Below are 17,201 nucleotides of genomic sequence, written 5' to 3' on the forward strand. Positions count from 1 at the left end.
TAGGCCTAAAAAAGCGTGTCAGCACTTGCTCATGTTAAGGCCTGAACATGTTCATCCGCGCTAGTTATTATTGAGAAAACACAATAGCCTCTTTGCAAGCACCTCATGGTCATGATGCTGTAGCACGTAGGTAAGCGCATTGGCGGACATTTGCACGTAGTCGGTAGGGGAGACAGTCCTTAGCTGGTTTAACAGGTCCTCTACATCATGGTAAACTATGCCTAACCTGTTCGCTTGTATAAACCCATCGGGGTTTACCTTGGCGCTGCTGATAATCGGTGTCCCTACTGTCATCGCCTCTAGAAAGGTGTTGCTGAAACCTTCATAATGGGAGGTGTTCAGCAAATACTTGGCCTTAGCCAGAAAGGTGGGTATTTCCTTTCTGCTCAGAAAGCCTGAAAATTCTACATTGGGAAGCTCACGCAGCTTGCTTACGTATAATTGGGTGTCTGCATCGGCACCAGGCAGCTCTTTTCCAGCAATCCTGAATTGCTCGCCTGTAAGGCTGCTGGCTATCTTATAAAGCAGCCCCAGGTTTTTCTGGTACTGGAACAGGCCGACCCAGGCGATGTATTTCCTTTCTTGGAAGGAGCCGGCGCTTTGCGGATGAGTCAGAAAAATAGGGTTTGGAATCTTAATAGCTTGTTTAGTGGGGTATTTCTTCCTGATCTGATCAAGCTGATACCCATTTTGGCACAAAATACAGTGCGCCATCTTGATGCCCATTTCCAGAAAGAGGCGCTTGAGTTTTGAGTGATGCTTGTTTATGCGCTCGTCTAACAGGTTGTCGTTGGAAATGCGGAGCAGGTACTTAATGTGGAGCAGGTGGCAGAAGGAGGCGATGAAAAAGGAAGCCCAACCCGGCACGCTCTGGTATAAATAGTCTGGCTTTACCTGCTTTACGGTGTTATAAAGGTAGGGGAGGCGGTAGTATCCCCATCTTATCCATCGTATGCCTTTCTGGTTATCGTATAAGGGTACAATCTTAAATTCTCTGTACTCCTCTTTTAGAACAGCGCCTGTATCATTACCTGTAAGAATATATACCTCCTGCCCAACTTTAGTTAATCCCCGTATCCAGCTGAAGGTTTGCACAGCTGCTCCTCCTGAGGGTTTCTCTTGTTGCTGTAAAATATTGATCAACTGATCATCGTAAAAAAGGAATCTAGCCATAGTAACGCACGGTAAGCTTATTTATACCCGTTAAGCAAAGGCTGTTTAACGGAAAGGGATTATACTTTTGGCTCCTCTACTAGGCAAGCTGCAGAATGGTCTTTTGCGCAATGGTTTTGCCGGCTCTGGCAAGTCTTGATTTAGTGTTCTTGTAGATCGGGAGCATTTGGCGGAGTAGCGGGATCATAAAGTTTGGCAGCCTGTTTAGGATATACAACTGTCGCCACTTCTGTCTGTACAGGGTGGTATACTTTGTGTCTTTTTCTATCTTATGGCTTTGCCGCTGCGGGGACCCGTAGGCATACCGTATTCCCGCACTTAAAGCCTTTAGCGCAATAAATTCATTTCGGTAGTAGTTGCCACCTTCATACAGGTCCAGCCATGACTCACGGCAGGAGTCAGGCTTTCCCCTGCGCTGGTTAAAGGTGCTGTTTCGGTTATCATAGGTAACCATCACTTTGGGCGTGAACACGATCTTATAGTTTATGGCAATCTTCGCCCAGGTGTAGTCATCCTCGCCGCCAACCATGCCAATGGGAAATCCTCCTACCTTATCTAAAACGGACCTGTGAAGCACAATAGCGGAAGTTCGCATGATAGGATTTCTTGTTCTCTCCTCGAAGAAGTCACCTATGATCCCTTCCGGTAGCCCATCGCATTTAATGGAGGTTCTGTTCTGGGTTATAGCCCTGTAAGCGCAGGTAAACACAGCGTACTCTTTATACTTCCTGATCAGCTTACGCATTTGCCATAGGTAGCCCGGATCCCAGATATCATCTGCATCAAGGAAGGCGAGGTAACTGCGGCTCGCTTTCCTTACCGCATTGTTTCTGGCCTGAGATACACCAAGATTTTGCTGGGAGTAAACCTGTATCCGGTTATCCTTAAAAGAGGAAGCAATAGCAAGGCTCTTGTCTGTGGACCCGTCATTCATGATAATAACTTCAAAATCCTTGAACGATTGGTTTAAAACAGAGGCTATCGTGGTTGCTACCGTTAACTCTTTATTATAAAGTGGAATTATAACGCTGAACAATCGGGTGTTTTTTGCTGACGTTGTTATTACCTAAAAAGACTACACCAGACGTTACCGTCTCTTCACAGGGCCTAAGCGATCAGCTGCAATCCTATAACTACGGCGATGGCTTTAGGCTGTTCAGGAGGTGATTGATAAAATGCATGTTTTCATTGATGGGCTTTTCCCCATCAATTTTAGCTACAAACACATTGTAAGTTCGAGCTTGCTCCACGAGGATGTGCAGTAGGCTTTGCCATCTCCCAATGTCGACGAGTAACTCTCCGTCGTCTTTCCCCAGATGTGAGGCGATCACTTTTTTCCTGCCTCTGAGCCGGTTGTAAATGGTATTCCGGTTTTCTGTATCTATAAAAAGTATGGCGCGCGGAAGAGGCAGCAGTGTCAAGTAAGTCGATATCACCTCGGACACATACACATCATCGTCATGGATGAAAAAGGACTTCTGCAACAAGCCTTCGTTAACAAGACAAGGTTTGGGGCAATCACTTTCCAAAATAGCCTGGTACCTGCAGAAATCACAGAAAAGAAAGTAGGCAGCCCTAAAGCGCTTGTCTATTTCCTGGTGGTTGTATACCCTGGTATCAGAAAGTAGGTTCCAGAAGAAGCTGGCTAGCTCAGGATGGTTCGCAGCGAACCTGAGGCCAAAGTCTGGCGGCAACCTTTTACTTGGCTTCTTCCGAAGGAATTTTCGTCCGTAATGCAGGATGAAGTCATTAAACTCTATGATGGAGGGCTTCTCTGGCGCTAAAAGCGCCTCCGGATAAATCCAGTTACTGCTCGGTTCCCAATTATCACACAATGATTCATAAATAGACGTTTTGCCTATGCCAGGAGGACCTATGATTTCAATTATTTTCGGGTGCATTGTGTGGTCTAAATACTTTTTTACTGTGAGACAAGTATAAACAGGCGCGTATATTTTATATTCAGTACTTAAAATATAGGACTTTATACGGATGTTTTGTGTTCTTGTTTTTGTATAAAAAGTATTTGTATAAAAAAGTTTCAATATTGAACGGCTAAAGCCATTGCCATAGGTTTCGTTTCACCTCGAGCAACACCTCGTGATAGGGAGCATTAGCATCTATGTTAATCACGATAGCGGGATGGGGGGAGGAGAAGCTGATGGTTTTTATACTTTCACATTTCCGCTCAATATCCTGCAGGTTATGCTCCGGCTTCCGCTGGTGAGCAACCTGGGGAGAAACCTGAAGCTTGAAAATCAAGTCAGCACCTGTCTGCATCACCTGTTCGAAGTAAGCCATTTCTATCAGCGCTAAGCGGCGCTGTCTGGAGTTTTGCAGCCTAGGGCCATCGTTGAAACCGAACACCTCTTTCTGAGGAAACCGGTCGCAGATGGCAATGCTGCCCTGCTTGCAGATTTTTCTGGCAAGCTTCAGCATCCTGGCTTTGCGTCGGATGATTATGATGTGGTAAAAGCCGCCGATAACGCTGCGAATTAGCTTGGAGATGGTATTTTGGCTAGCCAGTAGGTCTGCCGAAGACACCAGGCGCGTGTTGTAGCTTTTGATAAAGGGCTGCTTGCCCAGATAGAAATAGTGCGTGTCGAGCTTGTAGGTTAGCCAATTGGTGATGTCCCGGCAAAGGGTGCTCTTGCCCGAACCATCACTCCCGATAAAAGCCACCACCTTGCCCCCTGACACAAGGCGCTTCTTTAGCCTGACCGGTTCTGTATAGGACCTAGTGTACTTCAGGGTTTTGAGGTAGTATTTGTAACAAAGAGATGTTAGAGAGTGCCGGGAAGCAGCACCTTTTATACTTGCCGGTAGCTGCCTGTAAAAGAACACGGAGAGCGCAATGGCATCGCTTAGGCGCTCTTTCAGCAATATGGTATGAATTCTTCCTATAAGATCATCGGGTACCTGTAGCCCTAGCTTAGTGCAACAATGCCCTAGCCTGTATGGGTCGGCTTTCTTCAAAAGAGCCAGAAGCTCGGCCTTTTTTTCCGCATGCACCTCGCTTATTTGATACTCGGGGCTGTTCCCCTTTACCTGGAGCCGGACCAGAAGTATGAGGAGCTCCATTTCTGGCTCAGGAATCGGCCAGCCTGTTACCTCATCGGTGGTGAGGTGGTTAAAAAACTGTTCCAGCCAGGGGAGGAGGGCATATCCTCCGTACGAGGTGGAGATCACCAGGGCATAGTGCGTGTGCAGGTGCAGTAGCGAGCCTGTCTCCTCGTCAAAGCCAATCCAATCCTCTACGTACGGGTACACACTCCAAGGGGGACTCACGGCCTGCTTAAAATCCAGGTTCTCCATTATCTCCTCAAAGGCAGCGCGATCCCCGGGTTTTAATAGGAGCTCAATATCCGTTTCACCCTTCAGAGAATCAAGCAGGTGCATGTTTCCTTTCCAATGGGCAAACTTGATCTTCTTCAGCTGGAGTTCCTCCAGTAGATCCGTACATAGCTGTAACCCTTGGGTTAGGTGCGGAGCCAGCATATATTCTCAGGCTTTAAGGGTTTATATAAAATTCTGCTCTATACTGCCTGCTCTTGCTCAAGTGGCAGCCAGTGCAGCTTCCTGCTCTGTTAGTTCCTCATCTGCTTGCTGCTCGTTTTTAGCAAGGGGTAATAAGAGCACAAGGTAGAGCATCATCATGGAGCCTACTTCTGTATAGCGGCCCGTTAAAGTATAAGCGGCAAAAGAGATGGCGCAGAATAAGACGATACAAAGGTCGGTGCGCGTCTCGGCGGCTCTCCAGGAACTCCTGAAGGCAGTGAACACCATTAAGAGGTATAATAAGAGGCCAATTAAGCCGCTGGAGTGCGTGATGCTGGTCAAATCGCCATGCAGGCTTCGGTCTTCCAAGGCACCTCTTCCGTAATTGCCCCAGCTGTTAAAAGGCTCATAGCCGATTAACGGGCTGTAATCATAATACACGAACATGTCTTTGTACAGAAGCTCGTACTCGAGAAAGCGGGACTCTTCCTCTAATGCCCGCTCGTCTAGATTCCGGAGCTCGTAGCGCTCTTTGAAGCTGTCTGCCAGGTCAGTGGCGGAGTATACCACAAACCCGAGCGTACAAAGAAGAATGCCTGACAGGACAAACATTTTCGCTTTTTCACGTGTCAGAAGGGTTAGGTAAGCGATACCCACCCCCAAAAAACTCATGCCAATAACCGACCTTCTAAGACTAAGCACCAAGAACGATACTGCAGCCACTAACACCATCAGGTTTACGATGCTTCGATGATGAATAGAACTCAGGGCGATTGTAAATACGGAAAAGGTTAGAATATTAAAGCCGGCGGCATAGACGTTGCCATAAAGTATACCGGTCGTGATGCCATACATCTCGGAGGGCGCAAATCCCTTGGCTGTTGACACCGCCACGTTTGCTATAAACATGAGCAGCATGATGAGTGCCGTATTAGTCAACTCCTTAAAAAGGACTTCTCTAGGGTACTTTTGGTAGATGGTGCTAATGAGTGGAACAAGCGTGAAAAGCCACAGTACCGAGAATACGTAAGGTCGGATAAAAACAAGGTCTGTAGACCTCGGCAACAACGCCAGAAAGTATAAAAACAGGAGAAACGCCGGTACATTCTGCTTTATATAATAGGGGTTTCGGAAGACAAGGTAAAATATCAGAAACGTCATGGAGAAGTAGAAGGCGGCAGCGGGGAGCACTGGATCTATCACACTACGCGAAAAGAATATTACCGGCAGATACACAATAGCCAGTTCTTTCTTCTTCAGGGGCAGGTAAACAATAAAGGCGTAGCTTAAAAGCTCGAGCAACAGGAAAAAAGGACCCATGTTTTATGCTTTGTAGTGGCAGCTTTACTTTCTAATCACTTCAGGTGTGGCGTTAATACGGAGGCCTCTAAGTCTGAGGAAAAACGCTCCGCTACTATCTCCTCAAGCCTTCTGTAGCAAACTGTGTTGGATAAATGCTCTTGCACATAAAAGAGTGCGTTGCCGCTCATTTCATAAATTTTCGTATGATCCGAGAGAAAATTAGAAATTGCGCCGTTGAGTGCTTCCAGGGAGGATGACGCTGTGATATAGCCGTTCCAGCCATCCCTCACATGGACCTTAGAACCACAGGAATCGGTGCAAATTACCGGCAGGCCGTGGGCTAATGCCTCTAATACAGAGATACTATAAGGCTCGTTAACAGAAGGCAATACAAATACATGGTGACTATCGTAAAGCTCATCCATATCGTGGAAGGGCACGTTAGCTTTAAGCCGTACGATGTCTGAAAGTCCCAACTGTCGAATCCTGTCTTCAAGAGTTTTATACTTTTGCTTTTGCCCTTTGGTCATGCACTCCCCCACAATAGTTAACTTGAACCTATACTTATGCTTTAGCTGATTGACAGCCTCTAATAGCAAGAGGTGCTTTTTTCTATCCTGGTGATACTTGCCTATCATTAACAGCGCAGGCTCCGCAATAGGCCCTTTTTTGTGGGCCTTTTCTAAAGGTTGGGTTGGTATCGGAAGCGGGAAATAATACATGTGCTTTACGCCTTTCCCGTTGTCGTTGCTTTCTTTTATGGGAGTGATCCAGGCTGCCTTGAAGAAACGAATCGTGAGGAGTTGCTTCAGATAAGTGAATCTGGAGCGGGGCCTATACAAATCCTCCTGAGTATAGAAGATCACCTTCACCTTTAGAAAGTAAGCGCAAAAGGCGGCAATCAGAGAGAACAAAGTATACGGATCCCGAATAATAACCAAGTCAGGTTTTAAAGCCTTAAACCCTTCCCAGTAATCAAGTATTTTCGGATAGTAGTAGTAGCAGGGGCGCCTGACCACCCGCTTTGCCATGATTTTCTCTATGAATACGGATACCCTGCTTTGGCGGAAGTTTTTTGGTATAAGCAGGCTGTAATCCTCGGTAGGCCCCAAATAGCTGACATGAAAGTATACTTGGTGATGGTGCTCCTGAAGTGTTTTTACAAGTTGGTACTGGTTAGTGTGAAAGCGAGGGGCAACAAATAGGATTTTCATACTTAATCATTCAGCTTTTAGAAACTTAATGGAAGATACCAACTCCAACAGCTCATTTCTTTCCTCCCGTTGCATGCCTGCCCAGTAGAAAATGTACAGAGGAACAAAGAAAACGACGGGTGCCATCCCGGCTATCTGCACCAAACTCAGGGAATTTAGAAGTGTAGATAGATAAGCCGCTCCTGCCAGCAGCGTAAGAGCAACTATTAGCGGGCGCAGCTTTATAAAGCTAGTGCCTGCCTCAGAGCCATAGCGCAGCTTTTGGTATAGTATCTTCTGTTGGCCCACATAAAGTATAAGCTTGCCGGCTATCATGCTCAGGCAGAGACCTGATATCCCAAACTTGTCGGTCATAAAGTAGCCGATCAGAAGAAACGACAACCCGGAAAAGAGTGTCAGCATAACTTTATGCTTTAAATCCAGGGTGGCACTGATGATGTATGAGTCATTTTTTATGAAGGTGTCCTGCACGATCATGACCATGATCAACAGATTGGCTGTAGTGCCTGCAAACAAGCCTTCGCCTACCCAGATTTTTAAAAAAGATTGATTGAGCATGATGATAGCAACGCCAGCGGCTGTGATTAACAGAGACGTCAGGCTGTTAATATTATTTGTTACCTTCCGTACCTTGGCAAACTCCTCCAGGCCCAGAAGCTTCCCTACACCAGGTATAATGCCCATCACCACCCGGTTCATCAAACCTTGAAAAGCAAAAGGAAGAAATTGGGTGAGCGTGTAGTAGGTTACTACAACAGGGCCGGCAACGATGCCGAGCAAGATTTTATCGCTGTTACTGAGCAAGAGGTTGGCTCCGGTATCGGCCAGGTACCAGCCGCTCACTTTGCTGAAGCTTCTTATTTTAGATAGGTTTGTTCGGCCAAACCCAAACCAGCTGATATGCTTTCGTACCACCAGGTAGTACGTAATCCCGATCACCAGCGTCAGCAGCACCTGAACGGCAGACAATCCGATTAAGCCATACCCTAAGGTGAGCACCATCACTTTCAAGCCTCCTCCAAGTGCTACGATTGCAGCCCGGAGCCCCATGCGTTTAAAAGAAAGGTTCATGCCCCTCAATACTGACTCATAAAGGTCAAAGAGCTTTGTGATAACCAGTGAGAGCATGAGCAGGGAACAGGTTATCCTGATCAGGTTATAGTACTGAGGCTCAGCCTTGGTTATCAAAGGGGCATACCAGGAGACAATCCCTCCAGCAATAAGAACAAGCGGAATGATAAAAAGCGTAATGAGAAACGCGCTTGTCACATCGCTACGCAGCTCCTCCTCGTCTGCCACATCTTTTTTCTTGGCAATGGTCCACTTCAGCACTTGGGTGGCTCTTGTATCAGCAATCTTCGCATAGCCGGTCATCTGGCCGAGCATCTGCCAGATACCGTACATGGAGCTGCCCAGGCTACTCACTATAAAAGGACTTACAATAAAGCCGGTTAGCTGCGTAACGGCAAAGTCAAGTATGCTCGTTATAGAGTTTAAGTATGCCCGCTGCTTAAGGTTCTCTTTCTTTTTAAGAGTAGGGGACGGTAAGACGTCTTTTTCCAAAGTATGAAGGGAAGGCTTGTGGTAAATCTTATTCAGGTATGATTTGGACGAAGGGGATACACATTGACCTACAGGCTAGATCTGGCTGGCTGCCGTGGCGGTTGAGGCCTTTACGGAGTAAAAGGTTTTATACCAGTCTGTAAACTTCTTCAGCCCTGTTTCGAGGCTAGTAACAGGCCTGTAGTTAAATTTTTGCTCCAGTTCGTCAATATTTGCCCAGGTGGCCGTGACGTCGCCTGCCTGCATCTCCTTCATCTCCAGAACTGCTTCTTTTCCGAAGCAAGCCTCTATCTCATGGATGAACTGCATCAGCTCCACCGGCTTGTTGTTTCCTATGTTATAGATACAGTAAGGAGCCGTTGAATGGGAGGGGTCGGGGTCCTTCGGGTTCCAGTTCTTATCTGGTTCCGCCGGTTTGTCCATCACATTTACGATTCCCTCCACAATGTCATCAATGTAGGTGAAGTCCCGCTTCATCTTGCCGTTATTGAACACCTGAATAGGTTTGCCGTTACAAATGGCTTCGGTAAAGAGGAAGTAAGCCATATCCGGGCGACCCCAGGGGCCATAGACGGTGAAGAAGCGCAGGCCAGAGGTAGGGATTCTGTAAAGATGGCTGTACGTGTGCGCCATCAGCTCGTTAGCTTTCTTGCTGGCCGCATACAACGATACGGGATGGTCAACGCAATGCTTTACCGAGAAAGGCATCGTTCCGTTGAGCCCATACACGCTGGATGAACTGGCGTACACCAGGTGTTTTACCTTAATATGGCGTGCGACCTCTAATACGTTGAGGAAGCTAATCAGATTAGCCTGGGCATAGGCATCCGGGTTCGTGATAGAATACCGTACGCCTGCCTGAGCGGCAAGGTGTACAATCACATCGAAGCATTCCCTTTCACACAGCGCCAATAGAGCCGCCTTCTCCTCCAGATTCATCCTGATAAACCTGTAGGCAGGGTACTTAAAGCTTGTTTGCTCCTTATTCCATTCAATAAGTTCATCATTGATGCCGCTTTCATAGAGCCTGGCGTATTTAAGGCGGGGATCGTAGTAGTCGTTGATATTATCTACGCCAACTACTTCGTCTCCCCGGCAAAGCAGGAACTCAGCCAAATGGAAACCTACAAAACCTGCCGTACCCGTAACAAGTATCTTCATACCAACATTTGCTTTAGGTGAGGGAATTATACTTTACTATGCGTTCAAGCTTCGATGCCACTAACCCTGGCAACACCGGACTTATCTATTTCGGCAAACATGATGTAGTTAAGCGATGGCAGGGCGACTTTAACAGTATTGTTCTTTACGGCAACTACTACCCCTTCCTTGTCCATCAGGAGTCCCGAAGTCATTTTCACTTTATCGTTTACCCTGAACTGTACTTTCTCTAACTGTACATTTTGGTGCTCAGCCAGGAATTGCCTGATAATGTTGATTTCCTCGTCCCTGATAACAGCAGGCTTGCCAAGCCAGTGCACCAGGTTGATAACTCCTTCCGCCTTTTTTATATCAGATATCTGTTTTTCTGTAATCCGGACAAAAACATAGGAGGTGAAAAGAGGAGCATGGACGATTTTTTTTCTATCACTCCATTGTCTCACTGTCCGGTTTATAGGACAGTAGGCGTGGATGCCGTGCTGTGTTAACGTCTGCGCAACCTTCTTCTCCCAGCGGGGCTTTGTATAGACGGCGTACCAGTTTTGAGTCATCATCTTGGTATTATTAAGTGTTTCTAGAGTTGGTTGGCAAAAGCTTCGCTATCCTCAGTCACGTCTTGTGGCCGGGTACAAACGAGTTGAGCGATGAAGGCACCTGGTTGAAATATTCAGAAGCTGCCTTAGAATTGTCTGATGTGAAGGAAACTTTGGAGGCTAGACTGCTTGGCAGAACTAAGAGTTTAATGCTATGCTCCTCGATTTATACGATTTATCACCATATTTATTTTCATAGCCATAGCCATAGCCATAGCCATACTGGCCTTTTACAAACCCCCTCGGTTTCACGCCATTAAAAACAACGGCTACATTGTTTAATTGCTTCAGCTTATTGTCCTGGAGGCGCTGTAGCAGGCTTTTAGGGGTATAGGCATGCCTGATTACGAGTAGCGTTACGTCACTATACTCAGAGAGCAGGTAAGCATCCGATACAAGGTCAAGCGGAGGTGTGTCAATGATGACGTAATCGTAATTATCCTCCAGGAACTTAAACAGCTCCTCCATTCTGCTGCTGAGCAGCAGTTCCGTGTGATCCCCGATATTTATACCTGCCGGTATGATATTTAAATTCTCAAAAGGCGTCTTCTTTACGGTTTCAGTGGCTTGCACCTTGCCTGTTAAATACTCGATCAAGCCGGATTCATTCGCTTTTTCGAACAGTACGGATGTGTTGGGGTTGCGCAGGTCAAAGTCTACCAGAACTACTTTTTTAGAAGAAGAGGCAAGGCTGATAGCTAAGTTGCTGCTGACAAAGCTCTTGCCCTCCCTCGGGATACTGGATGTCACCAGTATCTTCTTCCTGGTAAAAGTTCGTCCATACAGCCCCATCGTAACCCTCATTTGCCGGAACTGCTCCACCTGTGCTACATTAGCTGGACTCAAAAGGGTATCTTTCCCTTTGTTTTTCGAGATAGACAGCTCTGCTACAATAGGAGCGTTTGTACAGCTTTCGATTTCGGATCTAAAGAGCACTTTGCTGTTAAGCAACTCTTTGCCGGTTACCAAAGCAATTCCTGCCCCAAGCGCTAACACAACAGATGTCAGGTATACGTACAGGGGCTTCGGACTTACAGGCCCCCTAGAAGCCTCTGCGCGGTCTACTACCTTTACATCTTCAGCCGTGGGAGCGTAAGAGAGCACCGTTTCCTCCCGTTTTTGCAGCAGGAAGCTATAGGCATTATTCTTTATGGCCTGCTGTCTGCTGATCTCTAGCAACTCCCTTTCCTTCTGCGGTATACTCTGTAGCACGGAGCTGTATTGCGTATTGGTAGAGGTTACTTTGTTGCGGCTGGCAATTAAGTTGCTGCGCTGGTTTCGGATGTTTTCTAACACACCTGGCCGCATGTTCTCGATCTCTTCCCGCAAAGAGAGGAGCAACGGGTTGTTTTCTGCCGTGGTTTTCTTTAATTGCTGGTATTGTATCTCCGCATTGTAAAGCTTCTGCAGCAGCTGGGAAAGCACCGGATCACTGACCCCCATGGTAGACGGAACAATCCCTATGTTTTGCTCTTTGTCCAGCACATATTTTTCTACGTTATCCAAAACAGCGATCTGAAGGTTTATCTCATTAAGCCTGCGGTCGTTAAAGTCGACGCTTTGTAAGTATAACTTGCCTTGTTCGTTTAAATTAACGGCGCCTTGAGAAGATCTATACTGTACAATCTGCTGCTCTAATTCTTTCAGCTCTTTCTCAATTAGCTGGATACGGTCCTCCACAAATGCCAGCGTTTGCGTTACCAAGGCGTTCCTGTCTTCAAGCGCTGCCTGTAAATATGCGTCGATAAGGGCGTTCAGGATATCTTCCCCTCGCTCGGGCACCTTATCCTCCAGGTATAGATTCACCACACTCGAAGCTTTGCCGGGCGATTCGACATAGATATTGCTGATTAACTGCTTGGCCACGCCTCTTGGGTTACTGATGGAGAAGAACAGCGGGTTTTGCGCCGTCCCGTTCTGCCGTGGGTTTTTCTCAAACAGCATCTCTCCATAAGGGGTCATCACCCATGTGTTAAGTGGGTATCCCTTTCCGTCAATAGTTACCTTGCTGGTTTGCTCGTCAAAAGAGAAGTACACAGCTGGCTGTTCTGTGGCAGTATCAGGCGACTTAAGCGTGATGACAATGGGTGAAGTTGTATAAGCGGGTATGGATTTGAACCTGTTTTCCTCATAGATAGGCGCATAGAGCCTGAGCTTATGCACCACCTGGCTCATCAGGGCGCTGGATCGTAAAACGTTCAGCTCATTCTCAACCGTTTTATTTGTGTTAAATGCGTCTATCGACTCCATTATTTTGGAGGCGTTCATGCCTTTTTCCTCATCCTTTATAAGTAGTGCGGCCGATACGGCATAGGACGGTATCGTATAGTATTTAAGGTAAGCCCAGGCGCCGGCCGTTCCTATGGCCAGTAAAACGAGGAACAGGGGCCAGAATGGTAAAAATTTATAAAGCAGTGCTACTGCCAGGTTTTCTTCTGAGTTTGTTTTGTTTTTATCCATACCCGTCTTGATTATCTTGCTAAACGATCTATGCTGACTACAACCAACGTAAGAGAGCTGAGTACGAGCGGCAGCCACTGCCTGGCAGCACCGGACGCCGCTATCTTGTTTTTATTCGGCTCCACATAAATGATGTCATTGGACTTGAGATGGTAATAAGGCGAGGTAAACAGGTCATCAGAGGTTAAATCCAACCTGATAAGTTTCTTCTTGCCTTCTTCCTCCCGTATTAAGAGTACATTATGGCGGTTCGCGAAGATCGTCAGGTCGCCTGCCAGTCCCAGAGCCTCCAGAAGGGTGATCTTTTCGTTTGCAACCGTAAGTACCGATGGACGCGCTACTTCCCCTAGTATAGATACTTTATAATTTAAATACCGGATATCCACAATCGGCTCCAGCAATAATCTGCGGCTAAGCAGTTCTTTTTCAATGTTCTCCTTGAGGACCTTTTTTGTCATGCCGGCAGCCTTTATATTTCCTATCAGAGGAAATTGTATAAAACCGTCCTGGTCTACCAGATAACCTGCTGCGGGAGCCACGGTACTTGAGGCAGTAGCACCCCTAAAGTCAGTTGAGCTATTTACATTAAACATCTGCGAAGCCTCTGGATTAAGGCTGCTGACCGAAATGCTCAGCAGGTCATTTTTCTGTATTACTGGCTCCAGGTTTTCAGTTGGTGCGCTAAACTCAGCTCTGGTGGTTTCACTGAAATAAATAGCGCTTTTTGTGTTTGTGCAGGATGCAAGTTGGCTTATAAGTATTGCTGCTAATAGGTAGGCAAAGGCATTACAAAGTTTCATTGCAAAAAGATTAGGGTGTATGGATATATTCAGATTATACAGCTCAGGGTTTATTCGTACTCTTTCTTGTGTATCGGTATTGTTACAGATGATTTTCGATTATTTCAATACGTTCTGAAGTATAACAAGTTGTTATATGTTTATTCTAATTAGATAGTTTTTTTTATATAAATTGTGTTGAAATATAATGAATATATGGGGGCTTCGTGCTCTGGTCTGTGGAATGGGGTGTTTGATGTGCTATAACTGCCTCGTTTGTAGGAAGGTAAATGTGCTGGTGGAGCTACTTGCTGGTGGAGTGTTTGTCAGGAAATATAACAGGCTGAAACCTGGTATACTGAGATAAAGTGTAAGGCAATAATTCAAGGACTTTCTATACGCCAGGTAGGTTCCGGCTCAGATGAGTGCTTTTGTAGTATAAGGCGGAGGAAATAGGAGAGCAATACCTTCCATCATTGGCAAAGCCGCTGCGATATCGCAGCGGCTTTGCCAATGATGGAAGGTACACACAATTACTTTCTGGAATGCATGGCGATACGATTGCCTTCTGTATCAATAAGCAGGCACACTTTGCCCATACTTTCAGGAATTAGGGTTCTCCCTGTCCGAGCCTTGCCTCCTGCCACTTCAACTTCAGTTGGATCATTGACCAGGCTACTAAATGGGAAGGAGAGATAGACATCTATGCCAACTGCAGGGGGTTAATTATGCCGCTCGTGTTTTACCAGCAAGTCAGAAGAACCCGTGCCGCTTTCCCGCCAGTGGAGCAAGGCCGTTTCTTCGTCGCCAGGCTGCTGGGCTTCCATTTTAAAGCCCAATAAAGCCTTTATAAAATTAATGGCTCGAGGCATATCGGCAGCAGCTAACTCAAACCAACTACATCGCTTATAGCCTGCATCTACTTTATACTCTAATATTAGCTTTTCCTAAACCTATCCGCCACCACCAGTTCCTTGGTGCCGTGAGTCCAGGAATAGAAGCCCTGGCCCGACTTTATGCCTTTGTGTCCGGCCTGCACCATGTTTACCAGAAGCGGGCATGGGGCATACTTCGGGTTGCCAAAGCCATCGTGCAGCACGTTGAGGATGGAAAGGCACACATCCAGCCCGATGAAATCGGCCAGTTGCAGCGGCCCCATCGGGTGCGCCATACCCAGTTTCATAATCGTATCGATCTCCTCCACGCCGGCTACGCCTTCGTAAAGGCTGTAGATCGCCTCGTTGATCATGGGCATCAGGATGCGGTTGGCCACGAAGCCCGGGTAGTCGTTGGCCTCGGCAGGTACCTTGGCCAGCTGTTTCGACAGCTCCATGATCTGCTGCGTTACCTCGTCAGAGGTGGAGTAGCCGCGGATCACCTCTACCAGTTTCATGACCGGCACCGGGTTCATGAAGTGCATGCCTATCACCTTATCAGGCCGGTTGGTAACCGAAGCGATCTTGGTAATGGAGATAGAGGAGGTGTTGGAGGCAAGGATAGCCCCCGGCTTGGTAAAACTATCCAGGTCCCGGAAAATCTTCAGTTTCAGGTCCACGTTCTCCGTGGCGGCCTCTACCACCAGGTCTGCGTCTTTCACGCCCTCCCGCGTATCGGTATAGGTGGTAATGTTGGCAATCGTCTGCTGCTTCTGCTCTTCGGTCAGGTTGCCCTTGGTCACGATGCGGTCCAGGTTCCTGGAAATGGTGTCCATCGCCTTCTGCAAAGCTTCTTCCGAAATGTCCACCAGCGAAACAGGGAAGCCGTTCTGCGCAAAAACGTGGGCTATTCCGTTGCCCATGGTGCCAGAACCTATTACTGCTACTTTCTTCATAGGTATATAGTATGTCAGTTTTTAATCCTCACAAAGCTAATAAGTTTATACTTATACTTTGGTTTAAGGGTAGGCAATCTTTAAATACTTACAATTAAGATGGCTTAAAGCAGGAGGTTGAAGACTGTACGGATAGGAGAGGATGTGAGCTGTGGGAAAAGCAGGTATACGATGCCTGATTGGGGTAAGATGTTGGATTGTCGCGGTTTATGTAATGAATATCGTTATGGTATATAGAAACAAATACCTATTGTAATAGAAAATTATTGCATATTATACATCTTTTGGTTTGAAGCACCGTAAAAGCTAAAAATTAAAAACACAAAACGCATGGGCGGAGGCTGATTTAGTGATACCCTTACTTGCCCGGCGTAGCTAAAGACAAAACAAAAACTATGGGAAATTTACTTTACATCATCGCCGTAGTGCTGGTGATCTTCTGGCTGATCGGGTTTCTGGGATTCCCGGATGCCGTTGGCGGAATTATACATGTGCTGCTGGTTATTGCCGTGATTGCGGTGCTTTTGCGCCTTATCAGGAGCGCTTAACCCTCAGCATGGATTTACGTTAAAAGAGAAAAAATCAACTCAAACACTATAAATAGACAAAACTATGGGAAATTTATTGTATATTATAGCTGTCGTACTCGTGATCATCTGGCTCATCGGTTTCCTCGGATTCCCGGATGCCGTTGGTGGTCTGATACACATTCTATTAGTAATCGCCATTATTGTGGTGCTGCTTCGCCTGATACGGGGCTGATACAGCACTACCTAAAATAAAAGGGGCTGCCGTTAACCGACAGCCCCTTTTTTATACTTTATAACTCAAGTTGCGATTAACCCACCCCTGCCCCTCCTCGGAGGGGCAGGGGTGGGTTTTATACTTAGCGACTGGTGAAGGGTACATTAAAACCTACACGTATCACCGGGTTGCTGTACGGGTTGATCGGATCGTCATTGCTGTTGTATAGTACCAGCAGGTCTAAAAAGCCTTTGTCGGAGATGCGTTGGCGGTAACCCAGACCGAACATCGGCATCGCCAGAGTACTACGATCCGAGGTAGGCCCATTATAGCCCGGTGGTAACTGAATGCTCAGGTTTTCCACCTCTGCGTGTGCCACCACTGCGCCATCCCCAACGTTGAACATTTCAAACTGCGTAAACCCGCGGGCCCCGTAATGATGCAGGTTCAGCCCGTGGCCGCTCTCATAGCGGTATACACCGCCCACACCCACAAAGAGCCTCGGCCTCATGGCGTAGCTAATAGTAGGAAGGAGAGAGATGCTGGTATAGGTACCGAACTGCAGCCCAAAGCTGCCCCCAAAGTACAGCCTGTCTATAAACCGGAGCTGCTCCTCCTGTTGCTCGTCTTGCTTCTGTTGCTGCTGTTGCCGCACAACCTCCGGCGCCGGCTGCTGTTGTTCCCGCACCCGCGGTTGGGGCTGCGGCCTTGGCTGCTGTACGGGCACGGGTGGCCCGGTAGGCAGCTCCGGTTTGCGGTAGGTGGTGTCGGGCACCTGGGCCGCGGCGTCTGGGCTGGTTAGCAGCACAAGCAAAAGCGGCAGTAAAAGAGGCGTGAGGAGGCGCGAAGGCGTCAGCATGGGTTTTAGAGGTATAGCATTTAT

At 47.2% G+C, this 17,201-nt stretch carries 16 protein-coding genes; 2 read left to right on the forward strand and 14 right to left on the reverse strand.

What is annotated here, in order from left to right:
- Window positions 1–60: 60 nt before the first annotated feature.
- The 13 genes from OH144_RS05000 to OH144_RS05060 form a co-directional block, all read right to left on the reverse strand.
- The gene (locus OH144_RS05000) at window positions 61–1,173 is read right to left on the reverse strand and encodes a glycosyltransferase family 4 protein (RefSeq protein WP_266205205.1); all 1,113 of its coding nucleotides are present in this window, start codon (window positions 1,171–1,173) and stop codon (window positions 61–63) included.
- A gap of 79 nt (window positions 1,174–1,252) precedes the next feature.
- On the reverse strand, window positions 1,253–2,209 hold the full coding sequence (locus OH144_RS05005) for a glycosyltransferase family 2 protein (RefSeq protein ID WP_266205206.1): 957 nt from the start codon (window positions 2,207–2,209) through the stop codon (window positions 1,253–1,255).
- A 97-nt stretch (window positions 2,210–2,306) separates the two neighbouring features.
- Complete coding sequence (locus OH144_RS05010; RefSeq protein ID WP_266205207.1) at window positions 2,307–3,074, reverse strand: hypothetical protein; 768 nt, start codon at window positions 3,072–3,074, stop codon at window positions 2,307–2,309.
- Window positions 3,075–3,228: 154 nt separating this feature from the next.
- Window positions 3,229–4,671 (reverse strand): nucleoside/nucleotide kinase family protein, encoded by a 1,443-nt coding sequence (locus OH144_RS05015; protein ID WP_266205208.1) that lies wholly within the window; start codon window positions 4,669–4,671, stop codon window positions 3,229–3,231.
- A gap of 57 nt (window positions 4,672–4,728) precedes the next feature.
- Window positions 4,729–5,991: a hypothetical protein gene (locus OH144_RS05020; RefSeq protein WP_266205209.1), complete on the reverse strand. Its 1,263-nt coding sequence runs from the start codon at window positions 5,989–5,991 to the stop codon at window positions 4,729–4,731.
- Window positions 5,992–6,026: 35 nt separating this feature from the next.
- Complete coding sequence (locus OH144_RS05025) at window positions 6,027–7,187, reverse strand: glycosyltransferase family 4 protein (RefSeq protein WP_266205210.1); 1,161 nt, start codon at window positions 7,185–7,187, stop codon at window positions 6,027–6,029.
- Between the two features lie 6 nt (window positions 7,188–7,193).
- Entirely contained in the window at window positions 7,194–8,750 is a 1,557-nt protein-coding gene (locus tag OH144_RS05030; RefSeq protein WP_266205211.1) for a lipopolysaccharide biosynthesis protein, read from the reverse strand.
- A 75-nt stretch (window positions 8,751–8,825) separates the two neighbouring features.
- Entirely contained in the window at window positions 8,826–9,911 is a 1,086-nt protein-coding gene (locus OH144_RS05035) for an NAD-dependent epimerase (protein ID WP_266205212.1), read from the reverse strand.
- Between the two features lie 44 nt (window positions 9,912–9,955).
- Window positions 9,956–10,465: a UpxY family transcription antiterminator gene (locus tag OH144_RS05040; protein WP_266205213.1), complete on the reverse strand. Its 510-nt coding sequence runs from the start codon at window positions 10,463–10,465 to the stop codon at window positions 9,956–9,958.
- Between the two features lie 177 nt (window positions 10,466–10,642).
- Window positions 10,643–12,964, reverse strand: coding sequence for a GumC family protein (locus OH144_RS05045; protein ID WP_266205214.1), 2,322 nt, complete (start codon window positions 12,962–12,964; stop codon window positions 10,643–10,645).
- 11 nt (window positions 12,965–12,975) lie between these two features.
- The gene (locus OH144_RS05050) at window positions 12,976–13,764 is read right to left on the reverse strand and encodes a polysaccharide biosynthesis/export family protein (protein ID WP_266205215.1); all 789 of its coding nucleotides are present in this window, start codon (window positions 13,762–13,764) and stop codon (window positions 12,976–12,978) included.
- A gap of 701 nt (window positions 13,765–14,465) precedes the next feature.
- Window positions 14,466–14,615 carry a hypothetical protein gene (locus tag OH144_RS05055; RefSeq protein ID WP_266205216.1) on the reverse strand — a complete coding sequence of 50 codons (150 nt, stop codon included), beginning with the start codon at window positions 14,613–14,615 and terminating at the stop codon, window positions 14,466–14,468.
- A 65-nt stretch (window positions 14,616–14,680) separates the two neighbouring features.
- A complete protein-coding gene (locus OH144_RS05060) occupies window positions 14,681–15,574 on the reverse strand; it encodes a 3-hydroxyacyl-CoA dehydrogenase family protein (protein ID WP_266205217.1) in 894 nt (297 codons plus the stop codon).
- A gap of 395 nt (window positions 15,575–15,969) precedes the next feature.
- Between OH144_RS05060 and OH144_RS05065 the strand changes: the two genes are divergently transcribed.
- Together OH144_RS05065 and OH144_RS05070 are read left to right on the forward strand one after the other, a co-directional pair.
- On the forward strand, window positions 15,970–16,122 hold the full coding sequence (locus tag OH144_RS05065; protein ID WP_139237079.1) for a lmo0937 family membrane protein: 153 nt from the start codon (window positions 15,970–15,972) through the stop codon (window positions 16,120–16,122).
- A 64-nt stretch (window positions 16,123–16,186) separates the two neighbouring features.
- Window positions 16,187–16,336, forward strand: coding sequence for a lmo0937 family membrane protein (locus OH144_RS05070; RefSeq protein WP_115566706.1), 150 nt, complete (start codon window positions 16,187–16,189; stop codon window positions 16,334–16,336).
- Window positions 16,337–16,460: 124 nt separating this feature from the next.
- Here the strand turns inward: OH144_RS05070 and OH144_RS05075 are convergent, their stop codons facing one another.
- Window positions 16,461–17,177 (reverse strand): hypothetical protein, encoded by a 717-nt coding sequence (locus OH144_RS05075; protein WP_266205218.1) that lies wholly within the window; start codon window positions 17,175–17,177, stop codon window positions 16,461–16,463.
- Window positions 17,178–17,201: the final 24 nt, after the last annotated feature.

This window comes from Pontibacter kalidii (assembly GCF_026278245.1).
GTDB lineage: Bacteria > Bacteroidota > Bacteroidia > Cytophagales > Hymenobacteraceae > Pontibacter > Pontibacter kalidii.

What these genes read in the sequence shown, in the direction of transcription:
- OH144_RS05060 (WP_266205217.1), bottom strand. Translation starts at nt 15,574, where the DNA reads ATGAAGAAAGTAGCAGTAATAGGTTCTGGCACCATGGGCAACGGAATA.
- OH144_RS05020 (WP_266205209.1), bottom strand. Translation starts at nt 5,991, where the DNA reads ATGGGTCCTTTTTTCCTGTTGCTCGAGCTTTTAAGCTACGCCTTTATT.
- OH144_RS05040 (WP_266205213.1), bottom strand. Translation starts at nt 10,465, where the DNA reads ATGATGACTCAAAACTGGTACGCCGTCTATACAAAGCCCCGCTGGGAG.
- OH144_RS05045 (WP_266205214.1), bottom strand. Translation starts at nt 12,964, where the DNA reads ATGGATAAAAACAAAACAAACTCAGAAGAAAACCTGGCAGTAGCACTG.
- OH144_RS05070 (WP_115566706.1), top strand. Translation starts at nt 16,187, where the DNA reads ATGGGAAATTTATTGTATATTATAGCTGTCGTACTCGTGATCATCTGG.
- OH144_RS05065 (WP_139237079.1), top strand. Translation starts at nt 15,970, where the DNA reads ATGGGAAATTTACTTTACATCATCGCCGTAGTGCTGGTGATCTTCTGG.
- OH144_RS05010 (WP_266205207.1), bottom strand. Translation starts at nt 3,074, where the DNA reads ATGCACCCGAAAATAATTGAAATCATAGGTCCTCCTGGCATAGGCAAA.
- OH144_RS05075 (WP_266205218.1), bottom strand. Translation starts at nt 17,177, where the DNA reads ATGCTGACGCCTTCGCGCCTCCTCACGCCTCTTTTACTGCCGCTTTTG.
- OH144_RS05055 (WP_266205216.1), bottom strand. Translation starts at nt 14,615, where the DNA reads ATGCCTCGAGCCATTAATTTTATAAAGGCTTTATTGGGCTTTAAAATG.
- OH144_RS05050 (WP_266205215.1), bottom strand. Translation starts at nt 13,764, where the DNA reads ATGAAACTTTGTAATGCCTTTGCCTACCTATTAGCAGCAATACTTATA.
- OH144_RS05035 (WP_266205212.1), bottom strand. Translation starts at nt 9,911, where the DNA reads ATGAAGATACTTGTTACGGGTACGGCAGGTTTTGTAGGTTTCCATTTG.
- OH144_RS05025 (WP_266205210.1), bottom strand. Translation starts at nt 7,187, where the DNA reads ATGAAAATCCTATTTGTTGCCCCTCGCTTTCACACTAACCAGTACCAA.
- OH144_RS05000 (WP_266205205.1), bottom strand. Translation starts at nt 1,173, where the DNA reads ATGGCTAGATTCCTTTTTTACGATGATCAGTTGATCAATATTTTACAG.
- OH144_RS05015 (WP_266205208.1), bottom strand. Translation starts at nt 4,671, where the DNA reads ATGCTGGCTCCGCACCTAACCCAAGGGTTACAGCTATGTACGGATCTA.